The organism is Clostridium sp. UBA1652 (assembly GCF_002320975.1).
In the GTDB taxonomy this organism is placed as follows: domain Bacteria; phylum Bacillota; class Clostridia; order Clostridiales; family Clostridiaceae; genus Clostridium_T; species Clostridium_T intestinale.
Genome location: NZ_DCLI01000022.1, coordinates 88,609 through 101,702, shown reverse-complemented (window position 1 = coordinate 101,702; position 13,094 = coordinate 88,609). Strand labels below are relative to the sequence as shown.

Sequence of the window (13,094 nt, the reverse complement as noted above, 5' to 3'; positions counted from 1 at the left end):
AAACTCTCATAATATTGTTTTGAGGCTCTAAATTTAGAGCCTCAATTTTTCTATATTATTTCTTTAATAAATCTTCTAAAGTTTTCTTTACCTTTTTCATCTCTTTTAAATACTCCAGCATATTCTAAGACCTTAAGAAACTTTTTAGCAGTTTCAATTTTAACTATTTCTTGAGCATTATCCTTTTTTACTTTGCTTTTATAAATCATCTTTAATTCTTCTGCCCAAGGTTTATGATACTCTTCTATTAGGTTATCTTCTCCTAATATATATTTTTCAACTTCCTTAAGTTCATCCTTCAATCTACCTGGTAATACCGCCAGCCCCATGACTTCTATTAATCCTATATTTTCTTTCTTTATATGATGAACATCATCATGGGGGTGAAATATTCCTAATGGATGTTCTTCAGTAGTTCTATTATTTCTAAGCACTAAATCCATCTCAAAAAATCCATTTCTTTTTCTGGCAATTGGCGTTATTGTGTTATGAGGTATATCTCCAGTATAGGCATATATATCTGCCTCTTTATCAGTATATCCTCTCCAAATATTTAAAATCTTCTCCGAAGCATTAGTTAATTCCTCAATATCTTTACTTTTTAAACGGATTACTGACATTGGCCATTTAACTATAGAAGCTTCAATATTAGAATATTCTGCAATCTTAAAAAACTCCTCAGCTTCTGCTCTTTCCATAGCAAATTCATATCTTCCACCTTGATAGTGGTCATGAGATAATATTGACCCTCCTACTATTGGAAGATCTGCATTTGAACCAATAAAATAGTGTGGAAACATATCAACAAAACTTAATAATCTGCTAAATGCTGCTCTATCTATTTTCATATCCCTATGAATTTCTGATAATAATATACAATGTTCATTATAATAAGCATAAGGCGAATATTGTAAAAACCACTCTTCCTCAAATAAATAGGTTATTACCATTCTATGATTTGCTCTAGCAGGATGTCCTGCTCTTCCTTCATATCCCTCATTTTCTATACATAATAAGCATTTAGGATAACTACTACTTTTTACTGCTTTTTCTTTAATTATATCCGCAGGATTTTTTTCTGGTTTTGATAAATTTATAGTTATATCTATATTTCCATACTCTGTGTCTGCCTTATAATTTATATTTTTTGCTATAGCTTTTGTTTGAATATAATTACTATTTTTACTTAAATTAAAGAAGTATTCTGTAGACTCTTTAGGATTAATTTTATAGTATTTATAAAACCTATCGTTAACATCAGATGGTCTAGGCATAAAACAATTCATAATATTTGTAGATAATATATCTTTCTCATGAAAGCTATCTTCAATTACTCCTACTTCTATAGCATACTTAACTATATCCTCTAATAGATCTGGTATACTTTTATCAATTTTTATATCACCTTTTATAAAATCATTTAATTTTAGCTGGGCCAATATTTGATTTCTTACATAGACCTCATCTTGTTTATCTATAAGACAACATTCAATTGCTTTATTTAATAACCCTTGTATTACTTCATAAACAAACATAATTATCCTCCAAAATTGCTATTCTTTAAGTTCTCCAGCCCCATCACCTATACTTGCTATATAAAAATCCGCTTCATATCCTATAATATTTTTATATTTATTTCCCACATTTTTTATAAAATCCTCTGTATTTTTCTTTTCAACCATTGCAATAGAACATCCACCAAAACCTGCTCCAGTCATACGAGCTCCAACTACTCCTTCTTGCTCCCAAGCAGCTTCAACTAAGGCATCTAATTCTTTTCCAGTGACTTCATAATCATCTCTTAAGGAAATATGCGACCTATTCATCAATTCACCAAAAGCTAAGATATTTCCTTTATTTAATTCATCTAAAGCTTTAAGGGTACGTTGATTTTCATAAACAGCATGTTTGGCACGTTTAGTTAAAATTTCATCATCTATTACATGCTTATTTTTTTCAAACTCCTCTTCACTAAGTTGTCCTAATGAATTAATATCAACTACCTTTTGTAATCTTCTTAAAGCCTCTTCACACTCTCCTCTTCTTTCGTTATATTTAGAATCTGCCAATTCTCTACGTTTATTAGTATTCATAATAACTATGTCGTAGTTTTCTAATTTTATTGGAGCGTATGAATACTTTAAAGTTTCACAGTCAAGTAAAATCCCGCATTCCTTTTTCCCCATTCCTATGGCGAATTGATCCATAATTCCACTATTAACCCCTATAAACTCATTTTCAACCTTTTTACCTATCTTAACCAAATCGATTCTATCTATATCTAATGAAAAAAGACCTTCTAGTATTACTCCTGTTGCTAGTTCTATTGATGCTGAAGAAGATAATCCTGCCCCATTAGGAATATTGCCATAAAAAACTATATCTACTCCAGAATTAATCTCATAACCAGCTTCCTTTAAATAACGAATCATCCCTTTAATGTAGTTTGCCCAATCATGCTTTTTGTTATAGTCTAATTCTTCAAGACCAAATTCTATTACACCTAGGCTTTGAAAATTCATAGAATACAAGCGAAACTTATTTAAGTCATTTTTTCCAGCTAAGCCATAAGTCCCAAAAGTAATAGCTGCTGGAAATACATTCCCACCATTATAGTCTGTATGCTCACCAATAAGATTAATTCGACCTGGAGCAAAAAACACTCTAAAATCTTCTTTTCCAAAAATTTTTATAAACTCATTTTTACATTCCCTTAAATCCATAATACTCTCCACCTTTTTAATTCATAATTATTTTAGTAAAATATATCTTTTATTTACTTTAATTTTACTTCTTTTTTACTTAGGTAGTCAATAGATTTATTAAAGGTTTTCATAGATTTTTAAACATAAAAATACCACCAAAATTTCTTTTAGTGGTAACTTTTATAATTTGTTTATTTCACTTGCTACATCTTCTGGCAGCTTAGAATTTATTAACATTCCACTCGACAACTCAAATCCCCCAAGGCTTATTTTTCTTGGATATATATCTAAGAAAAAATGAAAATTTTCATCTTCTAGAGAATAAAATCCTAAATTATAAGGAAAATCTTCTAATACTCTTCTTAATTTACTCATCACCTTTTCATATATTTCAGCAAGACTTATTAGTACTTCCCCTTCTAAATCTAAAAGTGATCCCTTATGTTCTAACAAAGCTATTCTTATTTGATATGCATTTACTGACGCAAAAGGAGCATAAGCAATAAAATGATTATTTCTAGCTACAATTCTCAAATTATCATTTTCTTCTTTTTCTCTTTCTTCACAAACATCACACGTTTCACCACATAGCTCTAAGTACTTCTTAGGTATATGATCAAGTGCAATTATTTGAGAATGTGGATGTTCTAAAGATGCCCCTCCACCTCTCTTACAATTTTTAAATATCTGTACATATCTTATCTTTTCATCTTTTTTAATATTATTTATAGCTACTTTATATGCTCTTAATACCTGAAAAAATCGCTCTTGTGTTATAGTCTTTTCATCTCCATTATGATTACTATCCTCAATAACCACATAATGATGTCCGTAATTATCTTCCTCATCTATACTAACAACAGGATACTTATTATTAATAATTTTTATACCAAAATTATTCTTAAACTCAACTACTTCATCCATGCTCTCATCCTCATTTCCTGGACAAAAAGGACAATCTTCTCTATATATCTTAAGTGGTTTCTTTACTGTATCTTCAAAATTATTAGGTCTGTTCTCTCTCTTTTTAGCAAAAACAATATTTGACTTCGTTAAAAAATCATATCTTATATTCTTCATTAAACTACCTCTCAAAACATAATCCTATAAATATTATACACCTTAATGCTGTAGCACGTCACGCAGTGACTGCATCAAATTCCTTTTAACCTTGATGCTGTAGCATACCATACGAAGTATGGTTGCATTAAATTCATCTCAACTTCTGATATTTTGATGTTCTAAACTTCTGCTCTTTTGATGTTCTGCACTTTTATACTGTAGGAGCGTTTCTTAAAAGGATTCTAATGAGATCTAAAAAGGTCTCTATAGAGCAGTAGTGCAGCTCCATCAAATCATCTTAACTTACATTCACAAAGGATTAGACTGACGCTGAAATTCGCGTCTACCGATCAGCTGTGCACTTCTGTCCTGTAGGAGCTTCTTCTCAAGCTCCATTAGATTCATTTCCGTCTTCCCAAGTCTCATTAAATTCCTTTCTCTCCTTATCTTATACCTACTATAGAATTATATATGTTTAGCCTCTTTAGCCTTTTTGCTTCTGCTATTTGAAACTTTCTATACAAAAAAAACTGCCACATTTAGCTAAATCTACTAGCTAATGTGACAGCTTATATAAAAATTACATACTTAATTCAAATTCTTTATCTTCTTCTTCAAAAGCAGCTCTATCTAATTCATTTTCTGATGCTGCTACTAAAGTTGATACTACTGCTGCTCCAGTAACATTTGTAGCTGTTCTAGCCATATCTATTACTGTATCAACTCCAAGTACTAAAGCAAGTCCTTCAATAGGTAGTCCCATACCTGATAACACTACTGTTGCCATTATTGATGCAGTTCCAGGAACCCCCGCTGTACCTATAGATGCAACTGTTGTTAATCCTATTAATAAAAGATAACTAGAGAAGTCCATTGGTATGTTAAATACTTTTGCTACAAAAACTGCAACTATTGCTGGATATAGTCCTGCACATCCGTTCATTCCCATGTTAGCCCCTAATGGTGCTATAAATGTTGCAAGCTCTTCTGAAACTTTTACTCTTTCAGTTAAAGTTTTTATTGTTACAGGTAATGTACCGTAACTGCTTCTTGTGGTAAATGCTACTAATTGAGCTGGGAAAATCTTTTTAAAGAACTTCACTGGATTTAATTTTGCTACGAAAGCAATAAGTCCACCTTGAACTACAACTATTTGTATTATTGAAGCTAAGTATACTGCTCCTATAACTTTAATTAATGGTAATAAACTTGATATACCGTATTTAGCTGATACTTGAGCCATTAATGCAAACACAGCGTATGGAGTTAATTGCATTACGAATCTTGTAACTCTAAACATTATTTGTGAGAAAGATTTAAAGAAATCTTTAACTGGCTTTACAAGTTCAGGTTTATTATGACCTTCTACTATTATTGCTACTGCTACTATTATTGAAAATACCATTACAGGTATTATCTTTCCACTTGCTGCTTCTGATACTGGGTTTGCTGGAATTAAATCTAAAATTATCTGTGAAAATGTAGGAATCTCTCTAGCTTTAAACTCTTCTGATGCAACAAACTGTACGCCATCACCTAAGTTAAATGCTAATGCAATAACTGTTCCTATTACTGCCGCTATTGCTGTTGTTAAGAAAAACCACCCTAATGTTTTTAAACCTATTTTCTTTAATCTTGCCGGGTCTTCTAAAGCTGTTATACTAGTAATTATTACTGAAACAACTAAAGGTACAACTAAAGCTTTAATAAGATTAACATATGCTCCACCTATTGGTTGTATATATTGAACATCATTTTGGAAAAATGAACCTATTACTACCCCTAAAACTAGAGCTAATAAAACTCTGTTTCCAAAACTAACTTTCTTAGTCTTTAAGAAATAAATTAGTGCTAAAATTAATACTGATAAAACTATTCCCATTATGAATTTCCTCCTTGAAATTTATTTTTTTGTTTTTTGGGACATAAAAAAATTCTCCCTCTATAATTCAGAGGCAGAATATACTCCGCGGTTCCACTCTGATTGAATATGCATATACACATTCATCTCATTTTCTCTATAACGTGAGAACCCGTACCACCTACTATTATTTCGGTTTAAAGCTCCTAGGTGCATTTCAATTATATTTCCTTAGAACTTTTTCACCACTAAGTTCCTCTCTGTAAAGTATGTATAATTTACTTTTCCTAATCACAGCTTATATTCATATAATTCCTATAACATTACTGTGAAATTAGTATATTTCATTTTCTTACATATATCAATCCTTGTTTTATTCAAAATTTATTAACTATTTTAATTTTTATAGGTTTACACTCTAATTATCTCAATAATTTGTATAAATTATTAAATAATAATTTTAATTAATAAATCTGCCCATAGAACTAAATTCTATGGGCAGATTTTTATTTATTACATTTTTATAGTTTTTCTCTTCGTTTACCTGATTCAATAAAAAGTTCTTTTAGCTTATATATATCAGCCTCTTTCACCGCATCCTTAATGAAATCTAGTTGCTTTTCAAAATCTTCTATACTATTTAGTAGATTCTCTTTATTGCCTAAAAATAGTTCACTCCATAATTCCTCATTTATGTTAGCTATTCTAGTTAAATCTCTATATGAATCTCCAATAAATGACCCAGTATCGAACTCTTGATTATCGCTATTTATTAACGCTACAGCAATTGCATGAGGTAATTGAGATGTAAAAGAAATGATTTTATCATGCTCTTTTGGTGTTATCTTTCTAACCTTTTTAAAGCCTATTTTTAACACTAATTCTTCCATAAGCTTTAAATTAGCTTCCTTATTTTTGCTATGTGGAGTTAAAAGATAATTAGCTCCTCTAAAGACTTCCTTTGAGGCAAAATCTATTCCTTTTTTTTCTCTACCAGCCATAGGGTGACCAAATATAAAATCTACACCTTTTGGAATTATATCTAAAGCTTCAGCTATAAAGGTTTCTTTTATACCTGTAACGTCAGTTATAATAGCTCCATCTTTGAAATTGTCTTTATTCTTTTTAAGAAAATCTATAACAAGAGATGGATATAATCCAATTATTATTAAATCACTTTCTTTAATAAACTCATCTCCAGATGTGCATCCCTTTGTTATTATCCCTAAATCTAAAGCCTTTTCTAAAGTGTCTTTATTTCTATCCACACCATAAATCTCATGCTCATTTAAAGCATTTAATGCCATTGCAAAGGAACCACCTATGACTCCTAAGCCTATTATAGTAATCTTCATATTTCTTACCTAATAGCTTATAAGTCTTAAAGCTTCCTTTCCTCAAGTTCAACTAAAACTTTTACTTTTTTCATAACATCATCAAAAACTTGTGGTTTAAGAGATTGACCACCATCACTTAAAGCATTAGCTGGGTCATTGTGAACTTCTATCATAAGTCCGTCTGCTCCAGCTACTACAGCAGCTTTTGCCATAGATTCAACTAACCACCACATACCTCCAGCATGAGAAGGGTCTATGATTATTGGTAGATGAGTTAACTTTCTTAATACTGGTATAGCACTTAAATCTAAAGTATTTCTTGTGTAAGTTTCAAATGTTCTTATTCCTCTTTCACAAAGAATTACATTTTCATTACCGCCTGCCATTATATATTCTGCTGACATTATCCATTCTTCATAGGTTGCTGATAATCCTCTTTTTAAAAGTATAGGGGTAGAGCATTTACCTAATTGTTTTAAAAGGTCAAAGTTTTGCATATTTCTAGCTCCAACCTGTATTACATCTACTTTCTCTACAAATTCATCGATGTAGTCTGTAGACATTATTTCTGTAACTATTGGAAGTCCAGTTGCTTCTCTTGCTTTCATTAAAAGATTAAGCCCTTCAAGCTCTAAACCTTGAAAACTATAAGGGGATGTTCTAGGCTTAAAAGCGCCTCCTCTTAGGAAGTTAGCTCCTGATTTTTTAACCGCTTCAGCTACTTCTATTATCTGCTCTTCACTTTCTACTGAGCAAGGCCCTGCCATAATAGAGAAATTACTTCCCCCAATCTTATTTCCTCGTACATCTATTATGCTATTATCTGGTTTAAATAGTCTATTTGCTTTTTTATAAGGTTCTTGAACCTTTAGAACCTTATCTACTCCGTCTAGTGCCATAAGTTTGTCTCCATCTATCCTAGAGGTATCTCCAACTAACCCAATCACACAAAGGCTATCGCCTTTTGAAACGTTAGTTTGAACACCTAATCCTTCTACTATTCCTACTACTTTTTTAATTTCTTCATCTTTTACATTACTATTCATTATAACTATCATTACTACCATCCTCCTGAATTTACATTTAATTTTACTTTTCCTTAACCTACCGTACTACAAAACTACATTATCAAGTGAAACTTGATTCAGATGGTGTTTGATCTCCATCTGAATCCTAGTTGAACTTATCTAGGGTCGTGCCACTGTTATCTCCCACTTGAAGAAAAGCAGATACTCCAAATTTTATATTTGGCATAGTCGCTTTCACACAGTGCGTGGGAGTGTTACAGTGGCTAGACATCAGATAAAGAATTATTAGCTTCTTTATACTTCTTTACAATCTCTTCTACAACTTTATCTAAATCTTTATCGTTTTTTATAATTATATGAGCATACTCTCTATAAAGATTGTACCTTTCTTCATATAATTTATATAACTTTTCTTTCCCATCTTTTAATAGTGGTCTTGAGGAAACTTCTATATCTGACAATATATCATTAACTGTCCTATCTATAAATATTACTATACCTGTAGATCCAAGTAAATCAACGTTATGTTTCTTTTTTATTACTCCACCGCCAGTTGATATTATACTGTTTTGGATCTTACTTATCTCCTCACAGCATTTACTTTCTTCTTGTCTAAAATAATCTTCCCCATTTAAAAACATATCATTTATACTTTTTTTATATTTTGTTTTCATATATTCATCCATATCAACAAAATCATAATTAAGCTTTTCTGATACTAATTTTCCAATAGTAGTTTTCCCTGATCCTGGCATTCCTATTAGCACTAAATTCTTGCGCATACTTCTCTCCTCACTCAAAATAATTTGCATAAATCTTCATATATTTCTTCCCCGATTTTTCCATCAATAGCTTGATCGTGCCAAATTTCTTCTGCCTTTATAGCTTGGTCAATAAGCATATATAATCCGTTTATAGCTTTAAGTCCATGAGCTTCTGCTTTTAATAGAAATCTTGTTTTTAGTGGATTATAGATAGCATCTACTGCTACTTTATACTTCATTAGTATCTCTTCACTAACTGGCATGCCCTCTATGCTCGGATACATACCTAAAGGAGTGGTATTAACGATTATATCTCCCGAGATTTCTTTAAGCTCTTCATAATCCAAAGCTGTTACTCCTGAGTATTTTGCACATATCTTCTCTTTATTTCTAGATACTAAATATATTTCTTTAGCTTTATTATCTTTAAAATACTGTATAATAGCCTTTGCTGCTCCCCCTGCACCTAAAACCACTACAGTTTTCCCTTCTACAGCAACATCTTCTCTTTTAAGCATATTTCCAAATCCAAAATAATCTGTATTATAACCATAAGATTTATTGTCTTTTATAACTACAGTATTAACTGCACCTATATTTTTTGCTTCTTCTGATATTTCATCCAAATACTTTATTATTTCTTCTTTATAAGGAATTGTTACATTTATTCCTGATATACCTAAAACTTTTAGAGAATCAATTACTTTACAGACATTTTCTTTTTCTACTTGAAATAAAGAATATCTTGCTTTTACATTTAAATTCTTGAATATAACATCATGAATTTCTGGGGATAATGAGTGAGTGAGTTTTTCTCCTAACAAACCATATAATAACATAATAGCCCCCTAATATTTACTTTTATAAGCCCCTAATAACCTAAAATACGAACTATTTTTTTCTATTAATGTTAATACATCTTTAACCTTATCATCTTGTAAATTTCCTTGGAAATCTAAATAGAAATAGTATTCCCATGGTTCATTGCCAACAGGTCTTGATTCAATTTTAAGCATATTTAAACCATAGTCATTTACAAACTTTAATACATTAAATAAAGTACCTACTTTGTTCTCTAGTTTAAATATAATTGATATCTTATCTTCCGAATTTTCTAGTTCTTTACCTATAACTATAAATCTTGTTTTATTGCTTTCTTCATTATTGATATTTCTTTGAAGTATTTCAAGATTATAAATCTTTGCAGCTCTTTCAGATGCAATCGCAACCTTAGTAGTATCATTGCCTTCACTAACTAATTTAGCTGCTAAAGCTGTATTATGATAAGGTATTTTCCTCCAATCTTCATGAGTCTTTAAAAAACTACTACTTTGTTGAAGACCTTGAGGATGGGAATATACTTCCTTTATATCAGAAATCTCAGTCCCCTTAAGTCCTAGTAGATGTTGACTTATAGATATATACTCTTCTCCAATAATATAAAAGCCGTATTTTCTTAATAAATCATATACATCATTTACTACACCTGCTGAGGAATTTTCTATAGGTAATACACCATAGTCGATTTTATCCTCTTTAAGAGCTTCAAAAACCCATTCAAACTGCTCATAGTTTACTTTCTTAACCTTATCACCGAAGTACTTAATTAAAGCCTCTTCTGAAAATGCTCCCTCTACTCCGCCATAACCTATTTTAAAACTATCAATGTCTTTTTTATCTCTACATTCTTTCACATCTAAATTTATATTTTTCTCTGAAAAAACTTTTTTGCATTGATATTTTTTACTTACATTCATTAAATCATGAATAAATTCTTCGGCATATTCCTTCATATCCTCATTAGTAACATACTTTAAGTTCTTCTCTATAACTTTTTTCTCTCTATCCTCTTGAAATATGGGAAGATTATTTTCTTCTTTATATTTAGCTATATTAGCTACCAAAGCCATTCTCTCTTGAAATAGCTTTATGATTTCATAATCAATTTCGTCAATTTTACTTCTCCAGCCATCTAATCCATCCACTATTTTTCACCCCATCATCAAATCTAAAATTCCTAGTGCTGTTACTGATTCTATAACAACTACAGCTCTAGTTACTATACAAGGATCATGTCTTCCTACAACTTGAAGTTTATCATCAACCTTATTAACTACATCAACTGTATCTTGATATAAGCCTATTGATGAAGTTGGTTTTACAGCTGCCCTAAATATAATTGGCATACCATTAGTAATTCCTCCTAAGATACCACCATTATTATTAGTTTTTGTTTTTATTTCATCACCATCATAATAATAGCTGTCATTAGCTTCAGAACCTTTCATTTTAGTAATTCCAAAACCTGCTCCAAATTCAATTCCTTTTACTGCTGGAACTGAAAACATTAAATGAGCCAAAGTACTTTCTACTGAATCAAAAAATGGATTTCCTATTCCTGCTGGTATTCCTGTAACAGCACACTCCACTACTCCACCTAATGAGTCTGCTTGCTTCTTAGTAGCTAAAATAAGTTCTCTCATTTCTTCGCCTTTAGCTTTATTTATGGTTGCTATATCGCCTTCTTTTAAAGAAGTTAATAAAGCTTCGTCTATAGCTAATGGATTAAAGCTATCATCTTCAATACTATTTATAGATTTAATATGTGCACCTATTGTTATACCTTTTTCTTTTAATATCTGTCTTGCTATAGAACCTGCAAATACTAATGGAGCAGTTATTCTTCCTGAAAAGTGTCCACCACCTCTAACATCATTAAACCCATTATATCTAATCATAGCTGGATAATCTGAATGCCCTGGTCTCATTAAACTTTTAAGTTTAGAGTAGTCTTGGCTTCTAGTATCTCCATTTCTTATGATTCCACAAAGAGGTGCTCCAGTTGTTCTTCCTTCAAATACACCACTTACTATTTCTACTTTATCGCCTTCTTTTCTCGCAGTAGCTATCTTACTTCTACCTGGTGCTCTTCTTTCCATTTCTTTTTCTATAGCTTCCATATCTAAAAGTATACCTGAAGGCAGCCCACTTATATTAATTCCTAAGGCTATTCCATGAGATTCACCAAAAATAGATATTTTTATATTATTTCCCCAAACGCTCATCTACTTTCCCTCCTAATAATTTATAATCTCTCCAAAAGCTAGGATAAGATTTCTTTACACAACTTGGATTTTCTATAATAACTTCATCCTTAGCACAAGTAGCTGCTATAGCTAAACTCATAGCTATTCTATGATCATCCCAAGAACTCACAGTTCCTCCAGTTAAATATTCCACTCCTTCTATTAATAAAGAGTTTTCTAATTCTGTTACACTAGCACCTAACTTATTTAATTCTCTAGTAATGGCTTTTAACCTATCACATTCTTTTATTCTAAGTCTTTCTGCATTTATTACCTTAGTTATTCCTGTAGTTAAGGAAGCTAAAACGGTTAAAACAGGTATAATATCTGGACACTGAGCTGCATCTATTATTGTTGGAGTTAAATCTTTTACTTTAGCTTTAATTCCTTCTTCTTTAGATAAGATTTTACATCCCATTCTTTCTATTATTTCTATAACTTCTTTATCTCCTTGAAGAGAATCCATGTTTAAGTCCTTAACTAAAACATCACTTCCTAAGGCATCTGCAACTAAAAAGAATGCTGATTGAGAAAAGTCACCTTCCACTTTATAATCCTTAGGTGTATAGTTCTGATTACCTTTGATTATAAATTCCTTATAGTTATTATTTACTACATTGATTCCATAGTAATCTAACATACTTAAAGTTAAATCTATATATCCTTTTGATTCTAAATTAGTAGTTATAATAATTTTAGAATCTTCTTTAATAAGAGGAAGCGTAAATAATAATCCACTTATAAATTGAGAACTTATATCTCCTCTTATCTTAAACTCTTCACCTTTAAGGCTTCCTTTAACTTTAAGGTCAAGTTCTCCATCCTTATAGCTATACTCAATTCCTTGTCTATCGAATATCTCATAATAAGTTGTTAAAGGTCTTTTGCCTAAATTACCTTTACCTATAAATCTCATTTCTGCTTCTTTAGCTATAGCCAGTGGAACCATAAATCTTAGAGTTGATCCAGATTCGTTACAATCTATTTCTCCAACATTTTTGGAGAAAACACTGCTACCATCTATCTCTAAATGATCATCAAATATCTCTATTTCAGATCCTAAAGCTCTCATAGCATTTATGGTTGCAATTATATCGTCAGAGTATTCAATATTAGCTATCTTACTTTTTCCTTTACTTAATGAAGCACATATAACTGCTCTGTGAGCCATACTTTTGGATGGTGGAATTTTAACTTCTCCCTTAAGCTTTCCTGGAGTAATCTTAACACTATTCATTTAATAGCCCCCTT

11 protein-coding genes and 1 other annotated feature are annotated in these 13,094 nt (G+C 31.0%); all 11 genes read right to left on the bottom strand.

The genetic code is table 11. The features are described from left to right. Positions 1 to 50 precede the first annotated feature (50 nt). Positions 51 to 1,535, bottom strand: coding sequence for a UDP-glucose--hexose-1-phosphate uridylyltransferase (gene galT, locus B3N22_RS04010; protein WP_286905046.1), 1,485 nt, complete (start codon positions 1,533 to 1,535; stop codon positions 51 to 53). An 18-nt stretch (positions 1,536 to 1,553) separates the two neighbouring features. Then, positions 1,554 to 2,723: a galactokinase gene (locus B3N22_RS04005; protein ID WP_286905044.1), complete on the bottom strand. Its 1,170-nt coding sequence runs from the start codon at positions 2,721 to 2,723 to the stop codon at positions 1,554 to 1,556. 162 nt (positions 2,724 to 2,885) lie between these two features. Beyond that, the gene (locus B3N22_RS04000; protein ID WP_286905043.1) at positions 2,886 to 3,785 is read right to left on the bottom strand and encodes a galactose-1-phosphate uridylyltransferase; all 900 of its coding nucleotides are present in this window, start codon (positions 3,783 to 3,785) and stop codon (positions 2,886 to 2,888) included. A gap of 562 nt (positions 3,786 to 4,347) precedes the next feature. Further along, positions 4,348 to 5,649, bottom strand: coding sequence for a dicarboxylate/amino acid:cation symporter (locus tag B3N22_RS03995; protein WP_286905041.1), 1,302 nt, complete (start codon positions 5,647 to 5,649; stop codon positions 4,348 to 4,350). A gap of 66 nt (positions 5,650 to 5,715) precedes the next feature. Continuing rightward, positions 5,716 to 5,932 (bottom strand) — a binding site (T-box leader). Positions 5,933 to 6,149: 217 nt separating this feature from the next. After that, positions 6,150 to 6,983: a prephenate dehydrogenase gene (locus B3N22_RS03990; RefSeq protein WP_286905039.1), complete on the bottom strand. Its 834-nt coding sequence runs from the start codon at positions 6,981 to 6,983 to the stop codon at positions 6,150 to 6,152. A gap of 26 nt (positions 6,984 to 7,009) precedes the next feature. After that, positions 7,010 to 8,023 carry a 3-deoxy-7-phosphoheptulonate synthase gene (gene aroF, locus B3N22_RS03985; RefSeq protein ID WP_286905038.1) on the bottom strand — a complete coding sequence of 338 codons (1,014 nt, stop codon included), beginning with the start codon at positions 8,021 to 8,023 and terminating at the stop codon, positions 7,010 to 7,012. Positions 8,024 to 8,256: 233 nt separating this feature from the next. Then, a complete protein-coding gene (locus B3N22_RS03980; RefSeq protein ID WP_286905037.1) occupies positions 8,257 to 8,775 on the bottom strand; it encodes a shikimate kinase in 519 nt (172 codons plus the stop codon). Between the two features lie 14 nt (positions 8,776 to 8,789). Continuing rightward, positions 8,790 to 9,596: a shikimate dehydrogenase gene (aroE, locus tag B3N22_RS03975; RefSeq protein ID WP_286905036.1), complete on the bottom strand. Its 807-nt coding sequence runs from the start codon at positions 9,594 to 9,596 to the stop codon at positions 8,790 to 8,792. A 9-nt stretch (positions 9,597 to 9,605) separates the two neighbouring features. Then, positions 9,606 to 10,742 (bottom strand): chorismate mutase, encoded by a 1,137-nt coding sequence (locus B3N22_RS03970; RefSeq protein WP_286905034.1) that lies wholly within the window; start codon positions 10,740 to 10,742, stop codon positions 9,606 to 9,608. Between the two features lie 6 nt (positions 10,743 to 10,748). Beyond that, entirely contained in the window at positions 10,749 to 11,822 is a 1,074-nt protein-coding gene (aroC, locus tag B3N22_RS03965; RefSeq protein ID WP_238903830.1) for a chorismate synthase, read from the bottom strand. Next, on the bottom strand, positions 11,803 to 13,080 hold the full coding sequence (gene aroA / locus B3N22_RS03960; protein WP_286905031.1) for a 3-phosphoshikimate 1-carboxyvinyltransferase: 1,278 nt from the start codon (positions 13,078 to 13,080) through the stop codon (positions 11,803 to 11,805). The genes aroC and aroA overlap by 20 nt, the downstream gene beginning before the upstream one ends. Positions 13,081 to 13,094: the final 14 nt, after the last annotated feature.

Bases quoted from the DNA above. Each gene is read 5' to 3' on its own strand.
- galT (WP_286905046.1), bottom strand. From the start codon at position 1,535: ATGTTTGTTTATGAAGTAATACAAGGGTTATTAAATAAAGCAATTGAA.
- B3N22_RS04005 (WP_286905044.1), bottom strand. From the start codon at position 2,723: ATGGATTTAAGGGAATGTAAAAATGAGTTTATAAAAATTTTTGGAAAA.
- B3N22_RS04000 (WP_286905043.1), bottom strand. From the start codon at position 3,785: ATGAAGAATATAAGATATGATTTTTTAACGAAGTCAAATATTGTTTTT.
- B3N22_RS03995 (WP_286905041.1), bottom strand. From the start codon at position 5,649: ATGGGAATAGTTTTATCAGTATTAATTTTAGCACTAATTTATTTCTTA.
- B3N22_RS03990 (WP_286905039.1), bottom strand. From the start codon at position 6,983: ATGAAGATTACTATAATAGGCTTAGGAGTCATAGGTGGTTCCTTTGCA.
- aroF (WP_286905038.1), bottom strand. From the start codon at position 8,023: ATGATAGTTATAATGAATAGTAATGTAAAAGATGAAGAAATTAAAAAA.
- B3N22_RS03980 (WP_286905037.1), bottom strand. From the start codon at position 8,775: ATGCGCAAGAATTTAGTGCTAATAGGAATGCCAGGATCAGGGAAAACT.
- aroE (WP_286905036.1), bottom strand. From the start codon at position 9,596: ATGTTATTATATGGTTTGTTAGGAGAAAAACTCACTCACTCATTATCC.
- aroC (WP_238903830.1), bottom strand. From the start codon at position 11,822: ATGAGCGTTTGGGGAAATAATATAAAAATATCTATTTTTGGTGAATCT.
- aroA (WP_286905031.1), bottom strand. From the start codon at position 13,080: ATGAATAGTGTTAAGATTACTCCAGGAAAGCTTAAGGGAGAAGTTAAA.